Below are 19007 nucleotides of genomic sequence, written 5' to 3' on the forward strand. Positions count from 1 at the left end.
CGCGGGCGCCCCCGGGGCGGGGGTGGCGCCGCGCCCCCACCCGCGCCCCCCCCCCCGAGGCGGGTGGCAGGGAGACCTTCACGCCGTACTCGGCGTGGGCGTGCAGGAGGGCCAGCCGGCGGGCGAACGTGTCGTGCCGCTCGGCCAGCACCCGGCCGGCCCGGGCGCCGTCCTCGTAGAGGGTCGCCATGCGCAGGGGCAGCACGGTGGCGTGGGCGGCGACGGCCCGGACGACGTCGTGATGGGCCCGCGCCACCTGTTCCAGCCACGCGAGGTCCTCGAAGCGCCGGGCGAGGGCCGCCTCGCCGAAGTCGTCGCGCGGAACGGCACTGGTGACGAAGGCGAGCCGGCCGGGCGCCTCCCCGCCCCCGCCCGCCGCGCCGCCCGTCCCGCCCCGGCCTTCCGCCCCGCCCGTCCCGTCCCCGCCCCCGTCCGCCGCCCCGCCCGTCCCGTCCCGGTCTTCCGCCCCGCCCGTCCCGTCCCGGTCTTCCGCCCCGCCTCGGTCTTCCGTCCCGGCCTCGGGCAACAGCTCCACCGGCGCGTCGGCGACGCCCCGCAGGCCGGCGAGGCGGTCCCGCAGCGGCGCCGTCCCCGCCACGACGGCGTACACGTACACGACGCGGTCGTCGGGGCCCGTCACGGCTCCTCCTCGCGCCGGCCGCGCTCCTCCGCGCCCCGGCCGCGCCCCGTCCTGCCCGTCCGGCGCCCGTCGTCGCGGTCGAAGACGGACGGGGCGGAGTCCCGGCCGGTGAGCCGGTCACGGCGCAGCTCGTCCAGCTCGGCCCGCAGACGGCGGTTCTCCTCCTCCAGGGCGCTGTCCGCGTGGCGGGAGGAGAGGGTCGGGTCGTGCTCCCACCAGTCGATGCCCATCTCCTTGGCCTTGTCCACGGAGGCGACGAGGAGGCGGATCCTGATGGTCAGCAGTTCGAGGTCGAGCAGGTTGATGCGGATGTCGCCGGCGATCACGATGCCCTTGTCCAGGACCCTTTCGAGGATGTCGGCCAGGCTGGACGGTTCGCCCGAGGCGTAGGGCGCCGGAGCGGCGCGCGAGGGGAAGGAGCCGATGCGGCCGGGCAGGGGTTCGGTCACGGCGGAGCCTCGTTTCGTCGTTCAGGACGCCCCCGGCCGGTGGCGGGCGATCTCCTCCAGCCGGTCGAGGAGCGCGGACTCGTGTCGGTCGAACGTCTCCTGGTCGATCCGCCCGGCGCGCAGCTCCTCCTCCAGGGCGGCGAGCGCGCGCCGTACGGGGGCGGGGTCGTAGTACTTCCGCTCGGCCTCGTCGAGGACCTGCTGCGCGACCCAGACGACGCCGCGCACCGGCTCCAGCGGCAGCGTCAGCAACCGGCTCAGCAGCCCCATGGTCCCTCCTCTCGCGTTCCGGGCCGGCGGCCCCGTCAGCCGACGAAGCTGTAGGGCGGCAGCGGGCCGACGATCCGCAGGGCGGCGCCGTCCCCGACCTGCCGGTCGAGCCCGGCCCCGGCCTCCAGGAGGGCGTCCGCCCGGTCGTCCGGCACCAGCAGCGACAGGTTCAGGAAGGCGTCGCCCGACGCCTCCTGGGCGACGCGCTCGCGGGCGAACGGTTCCAGCGCCCGCGCCAGCTCGTCGGCGACGGCCTGCTGCCGGGCCTGCACCTGACCGGCCACGAGCTCGCCGAGGGCCAGCGGCAGCCGCGGGTCCTCGTCGCCCCCGCGGATCCGGGCGTCGAGGTCCCGGGCCTCGGGCACCTCGTCCAGGATCCGGCGCAGCAGGGGCTCCTCGTCCTCCTGGACGGCCCGCACGTGGTACTCGGCGCAGTCCCGCAGCCGCTCCAGCGCGGCGAGGTGACCCTCGGCGTCGGCCTCCAGGGCCCGGCGCACGGTCTCCTCGTCGGGGGCGACGTAGCCGAACCGCATCGGCAGGACGCCACCGGCGGCCATGAGACGCTCCTGCACCGTCTGGTGCACGAGGAGGTCCCGGCGCCTGGGCCGGATCTCCTCCGAGACGTCGCTGACGATCGCGGCCAGGGGCCCGGCCGTGATCGCGCGGGGCGACGACGGCTGCGAGCCGACGCCCTCCAGGTCGTCGAGCCGGTGGGGGGAGGAGGAGGCGGTGATCGCGTACACGTAGAGGGCCATGGCGGGTCACTCCCTCTCCCGGCGCGCCGACCGCCGGGCGGCGGGGCGTCGCCGCCGGGGCGCGGGCTCGGCCTCTTCCTCTTCCGGTTCCTGCTCCTCGTCCTCCTGCTCCTCGTCCTCGTCGGACCGGGACCTGCCGGTCAGCGTGTCGGTCACCGCTTCGACCGCTCCGCTCAGCGCCCCCTTGGACTTCCCCTTGGACCCTCCTTCCGTGATGCCCTCGACGACCTCGGGCAGCTGGGCGGGGGCCTTGCGGCCGGACTCCAGGTCGAGCCGGTTGACGGCCTCGGCGAATCGCAGATAGGTGTCGACGCTCGCGACCACGATGCGGGCGTCGACCTTGAGGATCTCGATGCCGACCAGGGAGACACGGGCGAAGACGTCGATCACCAGTCCCCGGTCGAGGATGAGCTCCAGGACGTCGTAGAGATTGCCGGTGTTGGGGCCGCCTCCGCTCTGGGTGATGTTGCTGCCGTTCTGCGGCATCATCGTCATGACGCCTCCCTATTCTCGGCGTCCGTTCCTCATGTCGGTCCTCATGTCGGCCGGTCGGTCGTGCCCCGGCTGTAGCGGCGGGTGCGCTCGTAGGAGAGCAGCTCGCCCTGGCCGTCCAGCACGACCTTGTAGCTGGCCATCACGCTGGTGGTGTCCGGGATGCGCTGGAGCTCCACGACCTCCACGCTCGCCTCCCATCCGTCCTCGGTCGGTCTGAGGGCGGAGACGGAGTCGGGGGGCCTGCCGAGGAGCTCTGCCAGCTGCTCGGCTGCGGAGCGCATCGCCTCCGCGGCGCCCGGGCGTCGTCGACGACGGCGGGCGGGTTCGGCTGCGGCCATCTGCACCTCCCTGACGAGACGGCCCCACTGAACCGCGAGTGTCCCGGGGGCGCGACTTCCATGCGCTTCTCCGCGCTTTCCGTGTGCGTAAGTCCGGCGGCGGGGGCACACGCCGGGAAGAGCCGCCGGTGAAAGGGATGACCATGCAGGACGCGACCAAGATCGGCCTCGCCGCCGCCGTGGCGGCGGGTTACGTACTCGGCCGGGCCAAGAAGGGGCGCCTGGCCTTCACCGCGGCGACCTACCTCGCGGGCCGTCGCGTCGGACTCCAACCGAGCCAGCTGATGCGGGAGGGCGTGTCCCGGCTCAAGGAGATGCCCCAGTTCGCCGACCTCGGCGACCAGCTGCGCGGCGAGGCCCTCGACGCCGGGCGCCAGGCCCTGAGCGCCGCGACCGACCGCAAGCTCGCCGGTCTCGCCGACGCCCTCCACGAGCGCACCCTCGACCTGAGCCGGCCCCGCAAGCGCCGGGGCGAGGAGGACGCGGAGGACGAGGAGGAGCAGGACCTGTACGAGGACGAGGAGGAGCCCGAGGAAGAATCCGAGGAGGAACCCGAGGGGGAGTACGAGGACGAGTACCCCGACGAGGGCGAGGAGGAGAACGAGGACGAGGACGAGGGCGAGTACGCCGAGGAAGAGGAGGAGCCCGAGGAGGAAGAACCCGAGGAGGAGGAACCGGAGGAAGAAGAGCCGGAGGAGGAAGAGCCGGAGGAGAAGCCGCCCCCGCGCCGCTCCCGTACCGGCAAGGCCGCTCCCGGCAAGGCGTCCGCGCGGGAGAAGCCCGCCGCGGGACGGACTCCGGCGAAGAAGACCGCCGAGAAGAAGGCCCCGGGGAAGAGGACCGCCGGGAAGAGGACCGCGACGGCGGCCGCCGAGAAGAAGGCCCCCGCGAAGAAGACGGCCGGGCGCAAGTCCGCCGCGCAGGAGTCCCCGGCCCGCCGGAGCACCGCCTCCAGGAGCACGTCGGCCAAGCCCGCCGCCCCGAGGGCGAGCGGCTCCGCGTCCACGCGGAAGGGCGGCGGCAAGACGTCCGCCGGCTCGTCGGCCGGCCGCGCCCCGGCCCGCAAGAAGGCCACCGGGAAGGCCACCGGGAAGACCGAGGAGAAGACCGCCCCGGCCAAGAAGACGACGAGTCGCGCTCCGGCCGGCAAGACCGCGGCGAGGAAGACCACCGCGAAGAAGGCCGCGGCGAAGAAGACCACGCCGAAGAAGACCACGCCGAAGAAGACCGCGCCGAAGAAGACCGCTGCGAAGAAGACCGCGGCGCGCAAGCCGTCCTCGCGGAGGTAGGCCATGGACACCTCAGACCGTACGAGCTCCCGGGAATCCTCGGGCCTGGACCGGCTGTTGAGCGAGTTCTCCCAGTACGCCTCCGCCCAGGCCGACCAGCTGCTCGGGAAGGCGAGCGACAAGCTCGGCGACCTCACGGACCAGCTCTACGACGTCGCCGACAACGACGGAAAGCTCTCGGACCTCGGCGGGATCGGAGGCCGCCTCCTCGGCGGCGACTCCCCGCTGAAGGCCGTCGCGGGCCAGAAGCTGGGGAAGCTGAAGGACAAGGTCACCGACGCCGCCTCGCAGGCCTTCGGCAAGGGCCACGGCCGCAAGAGCGGCGGCGGCAAGGTCGTCAACATCGTGGAGTTCCTCGACGTCGGCCTGCCGCTGCGCACCACCTACGACCACTGGACGCGGTACGAGGAGTTCAGCGGTTTCGCCAAGGGGGTCCGTGACGTCTCCCAGGCGGACGAGACGACGAGCGACTGGAAGCTGAAGGTCGGCCCGTCCTCCCGCAGCTGGAAGGCGACCGTCCAGGAGCAGGTTCCCGACGAGCGGATCGTGTGGACGTCCGAGGGCGCCAAGGGCACCACGCGCGGCTGCGTCACCTTCCACGAGCTCGCCCCCTCCCTCACCCGGATCGTCGTGGTCGTCGAGTACCACCCGTCCGGACTCTTCGAGAAGACCGGCAACCTGTGGCGTGCCCAGGGCCGCCGCCTGCGGCTGGACCTCAAGAACTTCCTCCGGTACGTCAGCCTCAACAGCGAGGAGCCGGAGGGGTGGCGCGGCGAGATCCGGGACGGCGAAGTCGTACGGAGCCACGAGGAAGCCCTCGACGCCGAAGCCGAGGAGAACGCCGAGGAGGAAGGAGAAGGCGCGGAGGACGAGGAGGGCGGGGACGAGTACGAGGAGGAGGAAGAGGCGCCGTACGAGGGCGAGGACGAGGACGAAGGGTACGAAGACGAGTACGAGGACGAGGACGCGGACGCGGGGGAGGAAGCGGAGGAGGAAGAGGAAGAAGACGAGGCCGCTCGCGGCAGGGGCTGACCACGGAGGAACGGCAGAACGGCGGAACAGCTGCCGGAAGGCGCCCGGACCGGGTCCGGGCGCCTTCCCGCGGAACCGAGCCGAGTCGGTGGAACGGGCCGAGTCGGCGGGACGGGCCGAGTCGGCGGCGGGACGGGCCGACGGAACGAGCCGGTGTGACGGCCTGGCGGAACCGCCCGACGGAACCGCCCGACGGAACCGTCCGACGAAACCGTCCGACGAAACGGCCCGGCGGAACACGGCAGCGGTACGGGCCGGCGGGGTGACCCGCCGGCCCGTACCGCCGAGGAACCGGTCAGTGCTTCAGGGTGTCCTTCGCCTTCTGACCGGCCTGCCCGGCGTCTCCGGCCATCTGCTCGGCCTTTCCCTTCATCTCCAGGCTCTCGTTCCCGGTGACCTTGCCCGTGGCCTCCTTGGCCTTCCCCTTCATGGTCTTCGCCGCGTTCTTGGCCTTCTTGCCGCCGGCCATGTCGCTCACCTCGGAATCCTTGTTCTCGTCGCGGCGGTCTTCTGCCGCGGCGGTCCTTCCCGATTACGGCGCGTACCCCGGATCCGGCCGGTCACGCGCCCAGGGGGAACCAGCGGGGCGTCACGGCACGGAGGCAGGGACGGAACAGGTGCCGGACCGCGGCCCTCGCGCCCCAAGCCGCTGGGCCCGCGCCCCATCGGGCGAGCCGCAGGCAGCTCCGGCGGGCCAGGACGCGGGGCCGCAGGCGGCGCAGCGCCCGCCGACGCCGCCGTCGGCGCCGCGCGCGCCGCCCCGCCACGGGGAGGTCCATCAGCTTCTCCGGCCGGCCACCAGGCGGTAGAGGAGCAGGAGGATGACGGCACCGACGATGGCGGCGATCCACGTGGAGAGCTCGAAGAAGCCGTCGATGGAATCGACCCCGAAAATGACCTTGCCGAGCCAGCCGCCCAGAAGTCCGCCCGCGATGCCGATCAGAGTGGTGACGATGATCCCCCCGGGGTCGCGGCCGGGCATCAGGAATTTCGCGATGATTCCGGCGAGCAGGCCCAGGAGGATCCAGCCTATGATTCCCATGGATTCCTCTTTCTCAGACGGTGACCTTCTGTCATTCCGTCTGCACTGTCCAGCGGATTCCAAACATGGAATTACCGGAGAGGATCCCGGAGGGCCGGGGAATTCCGCTCACCGCCCCCGCGGCACCTCACCCGTCCCCGTCCCCGTCTCCGCCCTCGTCCCCGTCCCCGCTTCCGCCCCCGCCCCCGCGTCCGTGCCGCGCAGGGCGGGAAGCAGCCGGGCCTCCTCGTGGGCGAAGTGCGCCTCCAGGTCGTCCGCCAGTCGGTCCACCTCGGTGCGCAGCACCTCCGGGGGCGCGTCCGAGGCCAGCAGGGCCTCCAGTGCGGTGAGGGCGCGGGCGACCGCCCGGTGTTCCTCCCGCATCCGGTCCAGGTCCTCCGCCAGCTGCGGGAACTGCTCCTGGAAGAGGTCGAAGACGCCGTCCTCGCCGGTGTGGTGGGTGTGCAGGGCGCCGCAGAAGGCCAGGCAGTGGCGGGCGAGGGCCGGCCCGAGGGCCGCTCCGGGCCGGGGGGCGGGGGCGGCCAGGCCCTCGCGGAGCGCGGCCAGTTCCGCGCGGAGCCCGGCGTGAACCTCCACCAGGTGGGCGGCGATCGCCGCGTGCCGGGACGGGTCCGCGATCCCGGCGACCCGGCGCAGGACGACGACCGGGATCGTCCGCGCGGTGCCCGCCTGGTAGGCGGCGAAGGCCGGGTCGCGGCGGGCCTGTTCGGCATAGAGCCGGGCGCGTTCGGCGCCCTCGGCCGGTACGGCCTCCGCCTCGAAGCGGTCGAGCGTCCCCTCCGGCGTGCCGACCTCGACCAGCACGCGCGGGGCGGCGCGCACGTTGTGGTACCAGGCGGGGTGGCGGTCCGCGCCGCCGTTCGACGCGAACACCAGCAGCCGTGCCCCGTCCCGTACGTACACCACGGGCGTCGTGTGCTCCCGCCCGCTGCGGGCTCCCCGGGTGGTGAGCAGGAGCAGGTCCGCGCCCTCGAACGTGCCGCCCACGCGGCCTCCGTGGGCCCGGAACTCCTCGATGACCTGCTGGTTGAACGCGGACATGGCGGAGCCCTCCGGTAGCATCGATCACGACAGATCTATTTGCTTTGAAAGCAAAGCTAAATCGGAGGATCCAGGGTGTCAACCGAGCGCGAGGGGAGCGGGGCCGCCGGGCCGGACGTCGACGACGCCGTCCGTACGCTGCTGCTGCTCATGCCCCGGATGGTGGGGCGGGTCAAGCGCATCAAGGTGCCGGAGGAGCTGGCGTCGCTGACGCTGGCGCCCCGTCACCTCTCCCTGCTCGCCTACCTCCTCTTCGACGGCCCGCTGAGCGTCAACGAACTGGCCGCGCGGCTGGAGGTCGCGCCCACCACCGTCAGCCTGATGGTGGGGGACCTCGCGAAGAAGGGGGTCCTGGAGCGGCGCGAGGACCCCGCCGACCGCCGGCGCAAGATCGTCTCGATCGCGGAGGAGCGGCGGGCCGCCATCGACGGCTGGCTCGGCCGCAGCGCCGGAGCCTGGCGCGCGGCCCTCGCCCCGCTGGGACCGGCCGAACGGCGGATGTTCATCGACACCCTCGCCGCGTACGAGCACGGTCTGGCCGACGCAGAAGAATGACCGACACGGGCCGCGCCTCCCCCGGCGCCCGCGGCGGGAGCCACCACCCCGGTGGCGGGAGCCCGGCCCACGAGCAGGAAGAGGACGGATGAGTTCGAGCACCAAGGCGTCGATCCGGGAGTGGACCACGTGGGGGCCGGTGGTGGCCCTGCTTGCGCTGGTGCTCGCCTGGGGGCGCGACCTACCGGGCTTCGCGGTGGGACTCGTCGCGCTCTGCCTCGCTGCCGCGGTCCTCGCCGCCGTCCACCACGCCGAGGTGATCGCCCACCGCGTCGGCGAGCCCTTCGGCTCCCTCGTCCTGGCCGTCGCCGTCACCGTCATCGAGGTCGGACTCATCGTCAGCCTCATGGCGGGAGGCGGCGAGAAGACCGCGACCTACGCCCGCGACACCGTCTTCGCCGCCGTCATGATCACCTGCAACGGCATCGTCGGCCTCGCCCTCCTGGTCGCCGCGCTCCGCAACCGGGTGGCGGTCTTCAACGCCGAGGGGTCCGGCGGCGCGCTCGCCACCGTCTGCACCCTCGCCACCATGACCCTGGTGCTCCCCACCTTCACCACCAGCCACCAGGGCCCCGAGTTCTCCGGCGCCCAGCTCGCCTTCGCGGCCATCGCCTCCCTCGCCCTGTACGGCGTCTTCGTCGCCGTCCAGACCGTCCGCCACCGCGACTACTTCCTCCCCGTCCCCGTCGACGGCAAGGAGGGATCGGAGGAGGAGCACGCCGACCCGCCGACCAAGGCCGCCGCCCTCACCAGCCTCGGCCTGCTCCTCGTCGCGCTCGTCGCCGTCGTCGGCAACGCCAAGGTGATCTCCCCGACCATCGAGGACGGCGTCCAGTCGGCCGGCCTCCCCAAGGCCGTCGTCGGGGTCGTCATCGCCCTGATGGTCCTGCTGCCCGAGACGCTCGCCGCCGTGCGCGCCGCCCGCCGCAACCGGGTGCAGACCAGCCTCAACCTCGCCTACGGCTCCGCGATCGCCAGCATCGGCCTGACCATTCCGTCGATCGCGCTCGCCTCCATCTGGCTGTCCGGGCCCCTGGTGCTCGGCCTGGGCCCCCTCCACATGGTCCTGCTCGCCCTCACCGGTGTGGTGAGCGCCCTGACCGTGGTGCCCGGACGGGCCACGCTCCTCCAGGGCGGCGTCCACCTCGCGATCTTCGCCGCCTTCGTCTTCCTGTCGTTCAGTCCCTGACCCGCACCACCCTCAGCGCGGGCGAGCGCAGGATGTCCCTCTCGCAGAACCGGGAGGTCACCCAGCGCTCGCCCGCGTACAGCCTCGTCTGGTCGGCGAAGTGCGGCGAGGCCGGGTTCGAGGACTGGGAGTACGTGAGCAGGGTGCGGGCCACCGGGCAGCGCCCGCCGTCCCAGCCGACCGCCTGTACGTGGCTGGTGCCGTGCGCGACCTCCACGTAGCCGCCGCCCGCCGCGTTCCACACCGGCTCCGTCTTGTTCCAGACGCCCAGCGACTCCGTCCCGCCGCTCACCGGGATCCGCTCCCCGCCGCGCACCACGAACTGGTGGTCCCGCAGCGGCGCGTCCAGCGCGATCCCCGCCGCCCGCAGCTCCGCCACCGCGTCCGCCAGCGCCTTCGCGAAGCCGGCCGTCCCCGTGTCGAGACCGCGCGGCGTCCGCACCGGGTCCGCCGCCGAGAACGGCACCTTCCACTGCTGCGCGGCCGGCACCGACGACGTGAACCTCCGCCAGAACCGGTCGAAGAGCAGCGCGCCCCGGCTGTCCGAGTCCATCGTGCGGTCCCAGGCCGCGAGGACCCGGCACGCCTCCGGCTCCGCCGGCAGCGCCGCCGGGCAGGCCGCGACCACGTCCGCCGCCGCCAGGCCGGCGGCCGGCACCCGGTTGGCGAACTGCTGCCGCTGGAGGTCCGCCACCGTCAGCCGGCCCCGCGCGGCCATCCCCGCCACGTCCTCGATCCCGCCCCGGGTCCGCAGCGAGCGCGGCGTCCCGATCGTCCCGAAGACCCGCTCGTACCCGGTCACCGGCCGCTCCGCGTTGGTCAGCCAGGCGCTGTCGTTGGAGTTCAGCGCGTACGGCGCGTCCTCGACCACCGGCATCCGGGACGGCCCGAAGATCCCCGGCTGCACCGCGTCCGGATCCGAGCCGGGCGCGCACTCCGCCCGCGAGCCGTCGAGGACGGCGACGCCCGACGCCGGGTACACGACCCGGCCGAGCGGGGTGGAGCAGCGCTCCGCGAGCTCGTCGGTGATCCGCGGCAGCACCTGCGACTGGCTGAAATAGCTGTGGCCGGAGGAGTCGGCGGCGATCGTGTTCACCCACGGCAGGCCCTGGGTGCGGCGCAGCGCCTCGGCGACGTCCCGGGTGGAGCGGGCCTTGGCGAGGCCCAGCGCCGTGTCGGAACCGCGCAGGTTCGCCGCGTTGGGGTCGTTCAGCGCGTACGCGGTGGTCTCCGTCCACGGCAGCGGCAGGCTCGCGCCGAGCCCGCTCGTCACCGGTCCGTACCGCGTCCACCACTGGGTACGGGTCACCGGGGCGCCGTCCCGGTCCGTCACCGTCACCGTGCGCGCGGTCATCCGCTCGGCCTTCCCGTCCACCAGGTAGGCCGTCGGATCGCCCGGCACCAGCGTCAGCTGGTGCAGGTTCATCGGCACGCCGGTGGCCACCGTGTGGCTCCAGGCGACCCTGTCGTTGAAGCCGATGCCGACCACGGTGGTGCCGAGCAGCGAGGCGCCGGAGACGTTCAGCTCGCCGGGGATCGTCTGCTGCGACTGCCAGAACCGCCGGCCGCCCTGCCACGGGTAGTGCGGATTGCCCAGCAGCAGCCCGCGCCCGTTCGCCGTCGTCGCGCCCGAGAACGCGACCGCGTTGGAGCCCATGGTGGCGTTCGAGGCCGCGAACAGCGCCCGCGCCGCCTCCGCCGTGCGCTCCGGATCGACGTCCTCCGCCGCACGCCCGGGGCCGGTGTCCTCCGCCGGGCCCTTCGGCGTCCGGGCCGCGGCGACGGCCGGCGGGCGGGCCGCCGCGATGCCGTCCACCGCCCGCCCCTGCCCGCCGAGCACGGAGACCGCGAAGCCGCGCCGGGCCACGTCCAGGGCCGTCACCGGCCGGACCCAGCCGGCGCCCGCGCAGGCCGGGTCGGTGATCCGGTTCTTCCGCAGCCAGGCGTTGTACCCGGCCGCCCACCCCCGCATCAGCTCCTTCAGCTCGCCGCTCGGGCCCGCCGGGGCCGGGGTGCGCAGCAGCGCCTCGACGGTGCCCGCCTCCTTCACGCCCCGGAAGTACAGGTCGCTCGCGAGGTTGGTGGTGGCGGAGGAGAGCGAGCCGTCCGGCGCGCCGGAGGCGCCGAAGTGGCGGGACCGCTCCCCGTTCACGGTCACGAAGCCGTCCGCGAGCACGCACACCTGGTCGGCGGCCTGCGCCCAGCCGGTGCCGAAGCCGAGGTCCGCGTAGCCCCCGGCGAGGATGTGCGGCACCCCGTACTCGGTGTACCGGATGACGGCGCTCAGGCCCCGGTCGGACGGCCGGTCCTCCCGGCCCGGACCGCCGGGACCGGCCGCCGCGGCGCCGGGCAGGAGCCCCGCGGTGACGGCGGCGAGCGCGGCGCCCACGAGGGCGAGCCGTCCCCGGGAACGGCGGGGGAAGAAGGGGCGGAGGTGCAAGGTGCCTCCCAACGGGCAAGCGGTGAAAGCCGGTTCGGCCATCCAGGCACCGCGCGCCCGCCTTGTCAACATGCCGTTCGGTATCCGAGGCCGGAAGGGTCGCGGTACTTGACCCGCCGCACCGCCGAGCCCAGGATCCAGCCATGGAACGAGGACTCCTCACCCGTACCGTCGACGGCGTGCTGCGCGCGACCGCCGCACGCGTCCCCGGCCGCGTCGCCGTCCGGTACGCGGACCGCGCCTGGACCTACGCCGCACTGGACGCCGCCGTCTCCACCGCCGCGGCCGTGCTGCGCCGCGAACCGGGACTCGTGCCGGGCGCCCGGGTCGCCGCGTACGGCCACAACTCCGACGCGTACCTGATCGCCTTCCTGGCCTGCGCCCGCGCGGGCCTCGTCCACGTCCCCGTCAACCACCACCTCACCGGCGACGACCTCGCCTACCTCCTGGACCAGTCCGGGAGTTCCCTCGTCCTGGCCGATCCCGCCCTCGCCGGCCGGATCCCCGCCGGCGTGCCGGTCCGGGCCCTGCGGGACGCGCCGGGCTCGCTCCTCGACGCGCTCGCGGAGCCGGAGCCGTACGCCTCCGACAGCGATCCCCGCGACCTCGTGCAGCTGCTGTACACCTCCGGCACCACCGCCCTGCCCAAGGGCGCGATGATGACCCACCGGGCCCTGGTGCACGAGTACGCCAGCGCGATCGAGGCGCTCGGCCTCGACGGGGACGACCTGCCGGTGCACGCGCTGCCGCTCTACCACTCCGCCCAGCTGCACGTCTTCCTGCTGCCCTACCTGGCGGTCGGCGCGGAGAACACGATCCTCGAAGGGCCCGACCCGGAAGCCCTGTTCGGGCTCGTCGAGGCGGGCCGCGCGGACAGCCTCTTCGCCCCGCCGACCGTGTGGATCGCCCTCGCGAACCATCCGGGCTTCGACGGGCGGGACCTCTCCGCGCTGCGCAAGGCGTACTACGGCGCCTCGATCATGCCCGTGCCCGTCCTGGAACGACTCCGCGCGCGCCTGCCCGGCCTCGCCTTCCACAACTGCTTCGGCCAGTCCGAGATCGGCCCGCTCGCCACCGTCCTCGGCCCCGACGAGCACGAGGGCCGCATGGCGTCCTGCGGCCGGCCCGTCCGGCACGTCGAGGCCCGGGTCGTCGACGAGGACGGCGAGGACGTCCCCGACGGCACCCCCGGCGAGATCGTCTACCGCTCTCCGCAGCTCTGCGAGGGGTACTGGGCCAAGCCGGAGGAGACCGCGGCCGCCTTCCGCGACGGCTGGTTCCGCTCCGGCGACCTCGCCGTCCGCGACGCCGACGGCTACCTCACCATCGTCGACCGGGTGAAGGACGTCATCAACTCCGGCGGCGTGCTCGTCGCCTCCCGCCAGGTCGAGGACGCCCTCTACACCCATCCGGCGGTCGCCGAGACCGCCGTCATCGGACTGCCCGACGACCGCTGGATCGAGGCGGTCACCGCCGTGGTCGTCCCGCGCGGCGAGGTCACCGAGGACGAACTCCTCGCCCACGCGCGCCGGTCGCTCTCCTCCTTCAAGGCCCCCAAGCGGATCGTCTTCGCCGACGCCCTGCCCCGCAACGCCAGCGGCAAGATCCTCAAGCGGGAGCTGCGGGACCGGTACGCGGGGGCCTGACCGGCGCCGGCGCGGCACCGCACTGCCGCGCCGGCGCCGGGTCTCACCGCCGGCGCAGCACCTCCGCGGCCCGGGAGAAGCCGTCCGTGCCGTGGCCGAGCGCCACGGTGCGGCGGGCCAGCCCCTCGACCGCGCGCATCACGCCCGAGTCGATGGCGTGGTCCTCGGCGGCGTGCACGACGTGCGCCATCGTCGACACCGCCGAGGTCACCGGGTTGATCGCGCCGGAGTAGGTGCCGTCCTGCACGTCCCCGGCGAGCTCCTCGAAGAGCGGCGGCAGGATCTGCGCGATGCCCACCGCGAACGGGGCCAGCTCGCGCGGGGTGATGCCCTCCGCGTCGGCCAGCGCCAGCGCGTGCACGTACCCGGCCATCGAGGTCCAGAAGATGTCGAGGAGCGCGATGTCGAAGGCCGCGGCGCGGGAGACCTCCTCGCCGAGGTGGGTGTGGGTGCCGCCGAGCGCGTCGAGCACCGGCCGGTGCTCCTCGTACAGGTCGGCCGGGCCGCTGAACAGGAAGACGCCGGCCGGCGAGCCGATCGTGACGGCCGGCGTCATGATGGCGCCGTCGAGGTAGCGGACGCCGTGCTCCCCGGCCCACGCCCCGGTGTCCCGGGCGCGGCCGGGGGTGTCGGCGGAGAGGTTGACGAGGGTGCGGCCCTTGAGCGCGGTCTCGACCGCGTCCTGCCGCAGCACCGCGTCGGTGGCGTCGTAGTTGACCATGCAGATGACGGTCAGCGGGCTGGCCGCGACCGCCTCGGCGGCGCTCGCCGCGATGACGGCGCCCCGCTCGGCGAGGTCGCCCTCCCGGCCGGGCGTACGGTTCCACACCGTGGTGCGCACGCCGGACGCGAGGAACGCGCCGGCCAGGGCGCGGCCCATCGGGCCGAGGCCGAGCACGGTGACGGCGGGCTGCTGGGCGGTGGACTCCGGGGTGACGGACATGCGGGAACTCCTGTGCAGAGAATGCGGATTAAGGTGGGGGAGAGACGCGGCGGACCGGCCGCGCACGCACGGGGAAGGGACGACGATGGCGCGCATCCGCCTCGACGAGGGCGAGGGGATCTGCGGGGTGGCCGCCGCGATCTCGGTGATCGACGGCAAGTGGAAGACCCTGCTGCTGTGGCTGCTCGAATCAGGGCCGCACCGGCCCGGCGAACTGCGCCGGAAGGCGCGCGGGATCAGTGAGAAGGTGCTGACCCAGACCCTGCGCGAGATGGAGGCGGACGGGCTCGTGCACCGCGAGACGCACGACGTCGTCCCCCTCAAGACCGTCTACTCGCTGACCGAGCAGGGGCGTGCGCTCCAGCTCGTCCTGGGCCCGCTCTCCGACTGGGGCCACGACCACCTCGACCGGCTGGCCGAGGCGAGGACCGCCTCCTGACTCACTCCCTTCGGCTCCGTGAGGCGCCGTCCCCGTGGACGTCCTCACTCTCTCCCGGGGCGCGGACGGCGACAAGTACCCACTAAAAAGTGGGTACTCCCGCGCCCCCGGCGGCTCACCCCTCCCGCAGGTCCACGATCCGCTTGATCTTGCCCACCGACCGCTCCAGCGTCTCCGGGTCGACCACCTCGACCGCGACCGAGACGCCGATGCCGTCCTTGACCGCCCGCTCGATAGCCCGGGCCGCCGCCGCGCGGTCCTCGGCCGTCGCGCCGGCGCGGGCCTCCGCCCGGACCGTCAGCGCGTCGAGCCGGCCCTCGCGGGTCAGGCGCAGCTGGAAGTGCGGGGCGACGGCGGGGGTCCGCAGCACGATCTCCTCGACCTGGGTGGGGAAGAGGTTCACCCCGCGCAGGATGACCATGTCGTCGCTGCGGCCCGTCACCTTCTCCATCCGCCGGAACGCGGGCCGCGCGGTGCCCGGCAGCAGCCGGGTCAGGTCCCGGGTGCGGTAGCGGACCACCGGCATGGCCTCCTTGGTGAGCGAGGTGAAGACCAGCTCGCCCTCCTCGCCGTCCGGCAGCACCTCGCCCGTGACCGGATCGACGATCTCGGGGTAGAAGTGGTCCTCCCAGATGTGCAGCCCGTCCTTGGTCTCCACGCACTCCTGCGCCACGCCCGGCCCCATCACCTCCGACAGGCCGTAGATGTCGACGGCGTCGATCGCGAACCGCTCCTCGATCTCCGCGCGCATCGCCTCCGTCCACGGCTCCGCCCCGAAGACGCCCACCCGGAGCGAGGTCGAGCGCGGGTCCACGCCCTGCCGCTCGAACTCGTCGAGCAGCGTCAGCATGTAACTGGGCGTCACCATGATGACCTCGGGCTCGAAGTCCTGGATCAGCCGCACCTGGCGGGCGGTCATGCCGCCGGAGGCCGGGATCACCGTGCAGCCGAGCCGCTCGGCCCCGTAGTGCGCCCCCAGGCCGCCGGTGAACAGGCCGTATCCGTACGCCACGTGCACCCGGTGGCCCGGGCGGGCGCCGGCCGCGCGCAGCGAGCGCGCCACCACGTCCGCCCACACCTCCAGGTCGCCCTCCGTGTAGCCGACGACGGTCGGCAGGCCGGTGGTCCCGCTGGAGGCGTGGACGCGCCGGATCCGCGACCGGTCCACGGCGAACATCCCGAAGGGGTAGTGGTCGCGCAGGTCCGCCTTGGTGGTGAAGGGGAACCGGGCCAGGTCGGCGAGGGAGCGGCAGTCGTCCGGGTGGACCCCGGCCGCGTCGAAGGCGCGCCGGTGGAAGTCCACGTGCGCGTACGCGTGCCGCAGCGTGCTCCGCAGCCGCTCCAGCTGGAGCGCCGCCAGCTCCTCGCGCCCGAGCCGCTCGCCGCCGTCCAGCAGTTCCCTCATGCGCCGCCACTCCTCCGCGCTCGCCCGGCCCACCCGCGTAAAACGGACGACCGATCATTCGGTAGATACGTGTGGGGGCCAGTAAAACCTTCCCGGGGAGGGGTTTGGCAAGAGGCGGGAGCGAGCTTTCCCCGCCCGCCCGGCCCGGCGACCGGGTGCGCCGCCGTCACTCCATGGAGTGGGTTCCCGGGGCCGCACGCATACCGGCGGCGGGACCCGGGGACCCGTCCGACCAGCCGGGGCCCCGGCCCCGCAGCCCCCGCCCCCCCGCACCGGGCGGGCGGCTCCGCCCGCGTGCCCGGACGAAAGCGAACGTCATGCCTGTGCCGCACCCTCCCGCCCCCGCGGGGGCGACGCTGTGACCACCACCGCCCCCGGAACCGCCGACACCCCCCGGGTCCACTTCTGGGCCGTGCCCGACCTCACCGGCCTCGACTTCGACCCGACGCTCGCCAAGCTCCTCCACGAGGACCCGGTCACCCGCGTCCGGCTCCCGCACGGCGAGGGCCACGCCTGGCTCGTCACCCGCTACGAGGACGTCAAGTTCGTCTCCGTCGACCCCCGCTTCAGCCGCCAGGCCGTCTGGGGCCGCTCCATCACCCGGCTCGCCCCCCACTTCATCCCCATGGAGGGCGCCGTCGGCTTCGCCGACCCGCCGGACCACACCCGGATGCGCCGCGTCGTCGCCCGCGCCTTCAGCGCCCGGGCGCTGCGCTCGCTGCGCGACCACGCCCAGGCCGTCATGGACGGCCTCCTCGACCGGCTGGAGGAGCAGGGGCCGCCCGCCGACCTCATGGAGACGGTCAACCGGCCCTTCCCGCTCGCCATGGTCAGCGAACTCATGGGCGTCCCCGAGGCCGACCGGCCCCTCATGGCCCACTGGTCCGACACCATCATCTCGGCCGGTGCCGGCCGGGAGGCCAGCGAGCGGGCCAAGGCCGAGATGGGGGCCTACTTCACCGAGCTCGTCCGCGCCCGGCACGGGAGCGACGGCGACCAGCTCGCCGCCGTCCTCGCCGACGCCGTCGACGACGGGACGCTCACCGAGCACGAGGCCGTCGGCCTCGCCGTCCTCATCCAGATCGGCGGCGCCCACGCCGTCCGCAACAACAGCGCCAACATGGTCTACGCGCTGCTCACCCACCCCGGCCACCTGGCCCGGCTGCGCGCCGAGCCGGAGCTCCTCCCGCAGGCCGTCGACGAACTGCTGCGGTACATCCCGCACCGCAACGCCGTCGGCCTCTCCCGGATCGCGACCGAGGACGTCGAGGTCGGCGGCGTCCGCATCCCCGCCGGGGACCCCGTCTACGTCTCGTACCTGACCGCCAACCGGGACCCGGACGTCTTCCCCGACCCCGACCGGCTCGACTTCGACCGCGCCCACAACCCGCACGTCGCCTTCGGCCACGGCCCGCACTACTGCCCCGGCTCCGCGCTCGCCCGCATCGAGTCCGAGATCCTCCTCGACTCCCTGTGGACCCGCTTCCCCGACCTGCGGCTCGCCGTCCCCGAGGACGAGCTCCGCTGGCAGCGCGGCGCCCTCATCCGGGGCCCCGAGACCCTCCCCGTGACCTGGTGACAGGAGCAGGCACCCCGTGACAGCCACCGCCATCGGAGCCGCCGGCGGCCTCGTCGTCCCGCCCGGCCACGGCAAGACCCTGCGCACCGCCGCCCAGCACGTCACCTTCAAGGTGACCGGCGAGCACTCCCGTACGGCCTCCACCTTCGAGGTCGTCGTCCCGCCCGGCTTCGACGTCGGCGCCCACGCCCACGGGCGCAGCGAGGAGCTGTTCTACCTCCTCGACGGCGAACTCGACGTCCTCGCCTTCGAACCGCTCGTCCGCACCCGGGACAGCTGGCGGGAGTGGGAGTCCGCCTCCGGGCAGCGGGCCGTACGGGCCACCCCGGGCACCCTCATCCTGGTGCCGCCCGGCTGCCCGCACGCCTTCGCCAACCCCACCGGAGCCCCGGCCCGGATGCTCTTCCAGGCATCCCCGCCGCCCGACCACGAGCGGTACTTCGAGGAGCTGATGGAGATCCTCGCCGACGCGGGGGAGGGCGGCGAGGTCGACCACGCCGCCGTCGAGGAGCTCCGGATCCGCTACGACATCGAGCAGATCACCCCGCTCCGGCACGACGCCGGAGGGTGACGGGGCGGGCCCCGCGGCCCGCCGGGGCCGGGCACGGCCGAAAAGCCCTTGCCCGGCCCTCCGGTCCGCCCTTCAATGACCCCGGTGAACCTCGCACAGCACCTCCTCGACCTGCACGACCGGCAGCTGCGGCGGGAGGCTCGCCCCGACGGGCCCGGCTGCCGCGTGGAACGCGTCGGCGCCGTCGTCCGCCAGACCGGCCCCGCCCACGCCTGGAACGGCGTCCTCTGGTCCGGACTCGACGAGCGCACCGCCGACGCGGCCATCGCCGCGCAACTCGCCCACTACCGCGCCGAAGGCGTCCCCTTCGAGTGGAAGCTGTACGGCCACGACGGCCCCGCCGACCTCGGCGCACGGCTCGTCGCGGCCGGCTTCACCCCCGAGGAGCCGGAGACCCTCCTGGCCGCCGGGGCGAGCGCCCAGGGCGGCGCGGTGCCGCTGCCGGCCGGCGTCGAACTCCGCGAGGTCACCGACGCGGAGGGCGTGCGCCAGGTCGTCGAGGTCCACGAACGGGCCTTCGGCACCGACGGCACGGACCTCGGCCGCCGCCTCCTCGACGGGCTCGCCGCCGGCCCCGGCACCGTCACCGCCGTCCTCGCCCTCGCCGACGGGGTCCCCGTCAGCGCCGCCCGCCTGGAGCTCCACCCGGGCACCGACTTCGCCGGGCTGTGGGGCGGCGGCACCGTCGAGGGCTGGCGCGGCCGGGGCCTCTACCGCGCCCTCGTCGCCCACCGCGCCCGCGTCGCGGCCGCCCGGGGCCACCGCTGGCTCCAGGTCGACGCCGCCCCCACCAGCCGCCCGGTCCTCCAGCGCCTCGGCTTCGTCCCGCTCACCACGACCACCCCGTACGTCCACGCCTGAGGACCGCTGTCGGTGCCGGGGTGCATGA

Annotated in this window: 21 protein-coding genes; 9 read left to right on the forward strand and 12 right to left on the reverse strand. The window is 74.1% G+C overall.

What is annotated here, in order from left to right:
- From AB0E83_RS24820 to AB0E83_RS24845, 6 genes are all read right to left on the reverse strand, one after another.
- On the reverse strand, nucleotides 1–640 hold a 640-nt coding region (locus tag AB0E83_RS24820), incomplete at its 3' end, for a GvpL/GvpF family gas vesicle protein (protein ID WP_362115882.1).
- Entirely contained in the window at nucleotides 637–1089 is a 453-nt protein-coding gene (locus AB0E83_RS24825) for a gas vesicle protein (protein WP_362115885.1), read from the reverse strand. The genes AB0E83_RS24820 and AB0E83_RS24825, both read right to left, overlap by 4 nt.
- Nucleotides 1090–1110: 21 nt before the next feature.
- Complete coding sequence (locus tag AB0E83_RS24830) at nucleotides 1111–1359, reverse strand: gas vesicle protein GvpG (protein WP_362115888.1); 249 nt, start codon at nucleotides 1357–1359, stop codon at nucleotides 1111–1113.
- Nucleotides 1360–1394: 35 nt separating this feature from the next.
- Nucleotides 1395–2114, reverse strand: coding sequence for a GvpL/GvpF family gas vesicle protein (locus AB0E83_RS24835; RefSeq protein ID WP_362115891.1), 720 nt, complete (start codon nucleotides 2112–2114; stop codon nucleotides 1395–1397).
- Nucleotides 2115–2120: 6 nt separating this feature from the next.
- The gene (locus AB0E83_RS24840) at nucleotides 2121–2609 is read right to left on the reverse strand and encodes a gas vesicle structural protein GvpA (RefSeq protein WP_362115894.1); all 489 of its coding nucleotides are present in this window, start codon (nucleotides 2607–2609) and stop codon (nucleotides 2121–2123) included.
- Nucleotides 2610–2650: 41 nt separating this feature from the next.
- The gene (locus AB0E83_RS24845) at nucleotides 2651–2947 is read right to left on the reverse strand and encodes a gas vesicle protein (protein WP_362115897.1); all 297 of its coding nucleotides are present in this window, start codon (nucleotides 2945–2947) and stop codon (nucleotides 2651–2653) included.
- A 143-nt stretch (nucleotides 2948–3090) separates the two neighbouring features.
- Here AB0E83_RS24845 and AB0E83_RS24850 point away from each other — a divergent pair, with 143 nt between their 5' ends.
- Both AB0E83_RS24850 and AB0E83_RS24855 read left to right on the forward strand, forming a co-directional pair.
- Nucleotides 3091–4236 (forward strand): histone protein, encoded by a 1146-nt coding sequence (locus tag AB0E83_RS24850; protein WP_362115900.1) that lies wholly within the window; start codon nucleotides 3091–3093, stop codon nucleotides 4234–4236.
- Between the two features lie 3 nt (nucleotides 4237–4239).
- Nucleotides 4240–5268: an SRPBCC family protein gene (locus AB0E83_RS24855; RefSeq protein WP_362115903.1), complete on the forward strand. Its 1029-nt coding sequence runs from the start codon at nucleotides 4240–4242 to the stop codon at nucleotides 5266–5268.
- Between the two features lie 295 nt (nucleotides 5269–5563).
- Here the strand turns inward: AB0E83_RS24855 and AB0E83_RS24860 are convergent, their stop codons facing one another.
- The 3 genes from AB0E83_RS24860 to AB0E83_RS24870 form a co-directional block, all read right to left on the reverse strand.
- On the reverse strand, nucleotides 5564–5737 hold the full coding sequence (locus AB0E83_RS24860) for a CsbD family protein (protein ID WP_362115983.1): 174 nt from the start codon (nucleotides 5735–5737) through the stop codon (nucleotides 5564–5566).
- Nucleotides 5738–6046: 309 nt separating this feature from the next.
- Nucleotides 6047–6310, reverse strand: coding sequence for a GlsB/YeaQ/YmgE family stress response membrane protein (locus tag AB0E83_RS24865; protein ID WP_362115906.1), 264 nt, complete (start codon nucleotides 6308–6310; stop codon nucleotides 6047–6049).
- Between the two features lie 108 nt (nucleotides 6311–6418).
- Nucleotides 6419–7351 (reverse strand): nitroreductase/quinone reductase family protein, encoded by a 933-nt coding sequence (locus AB0E83_RS24870; protein ID WP_362115909.1) that lies wholly within the window; start codon nucleotides 7349–7351, stop codon nucleotides 6419–6421.
- A 150-nt stretch (nucleotides 7352–7501) separates the two neighbouring features.
- Between AB0E83_RS24870 and AB0E83_RS24875 the strand changes: the two genes are divergently transcribed.
- Together AB0E83_RS24875 and AB0E83_RS24880 are read left to right on the forward strand one after the other, a co-directional pair.
- Nucleotides 7502–7906 carry a MarR family winged helix-turn-helix transcriptional regulator gene (locus AB0E83_RS24875; protein WP_362115986.1) on the forward strand — a complete coding sequence of 135 codons (405 nt, stop codon included), beginning with the start codon at nucleotides 7502–7504 and terminating at the stop codon, nucleotides 7904–7906.
- 88 nt (nucleotides 7907–7994) lie between these two features.
- Nucleotides 7995–9095, forward strand: a complete 1101-nt coding sequence (locus tag AB0E83_RS24880; protein WP_362115912.1) for an ionic transporter y4hA — start codon at nucleotides 7995–7997, stop codon at nucleotides 9093–9095.
- Here the strand turns inward: AB0E83_RS24880 and AB0E83_RS24885 are convergent.
- A complete protein-coding gene (locus tag AB0E83_RS24885) occupies nucleotides 9085–11535 on the reverse strand; it encodes a penicillin acylase family protein (protein ID WP_362115915.1) in 2451 nt (816 codons plus the stop codon). The two genes, AB0E83_RS24880 and AB0E83_RS24885, sit on opposite strands and share 11 nt — an antisense overlap.
- Nucleotides 11536–11678: 143 nt before the next feature.
- Between AB0E83_RS24885 and AB0E83_RS24890 the strand changes: the two genes are divergently transcribed.
- Nucleotides 11679–13181, forward strand: a complete 1503-nt coding sequence (locus tag AB0E83_RS24890; RefSeq protein WP_362115918.1) for a fatty acyl-CoA synthetase — start codon at nucleotides 11679–11681, stop codon at nucleotides 13179–13181.
- A 43-nt stretch (nucleotides 13182–13224) separates the two neighbouring features.
- Here the strand turns inward: AB0E83_RS24890 and AB0E83_RS24895 are convergent, their stop codons facing one another.
- Complete coding sequence (locus AB0E83_RS24895; RefSeq protein ID WP_362115921.1) at nucleotides 13225–14124, reverse strand: NAD(P)-binding domain-containing protein; 900 nt, start codon at nucleotides 14122–14124, stop codon at nucleotides 13225–13227.
- An 85-nt stretch (nucleotides 14125–14209) separates the two neighbouring features.
- Here AB0E83_RS24895 and AB0E83_RS24900 point away from each other — a divergent pair, with 85 nt between their 5' ends.
- On the forward strand, nucleotides 14210–14563 hold the full coding sequence (locus tag AB0E83_RS24900; protein WP_362115924.1) for a helix-turn-helix domain-containing protein: 354 nt from the start codon (nucleotides 14210–14212) through the stop codon (nucleotides 14561–14563).
- Nucleotides 14564–14678: 115 nt separating this feature from the next.
- Here the strand turns inward: AB0E83_RS24900 and paaK are convergent, their stop codons facing one another.
- On the reverse strand, nucleotides 14679–15968 hold the full coding sequence (gene paaK, locus AB0E83_RS24905) for a phenylacetate--CoA ligase PaaK (protein WP_362115927.1): 1290 nt from the start codon (nucleotides 15966–15968) through the stop codon (nucleotides 14679–14681).
- 358 nt (nucleotides 15969–16326) lie between these two features.
- Here paaK and AB0E83_RS24910 point away from each other — a divergent pair, with 358 nt between their 5' ends.
- The 3 genes from AB0E83_RS24910 (at nucleotide 16327) to AB0E83_RS24920 (ending at nucleotide 18979) form a co-directional block, all read left to right on the forward strand.
- Nucleotides 16327–17547, forward strand: a complete 1221-nt coding sequence (locus tag AB0E83_RS24910; protein ID WP_362115930.1) for a cytochrome P450 — start codon at nucleotides 16327–16329, stop codon at nucleotides 17545–17547.
- Between the two features lie 31 nt (nucleotides 17548–17578).
- The gene (locus AB0E83_RS24915) at nucleotides 17579–18118 is read left to right on the forward strand and encodes a cupin domain-containing protein (protein WP_362115989.1); all 540 of its coding nucleotides are present in this window, start codon (nucleotides 17579–17581) and stop codon (nucleotides 18116–18118) included.
- 75 nt (nucleotides 18119–18193) lie between these two features.
- Entirely contained in the window at nucleotides 18194–18979 is a 786-nt protein-coding gene (locus AB0E83_RS24920; protein WP_362115933.1) for a GNAT family N-acetyltransferase, read from the forward strand.
- Nucleotides 18980–19007: the final 28 nt, after the last annotated feature.

It is taken from the genome of Streptomyces sp. NPDC035033 (genome assembly GCF_040636735.1).
In the GTDB taxonomy this organism is placed as follows: Bacteria; Actinomycetota; Actinomycetes; order Streptomycetales; family Streptomycetaceae; genus Streptomyces.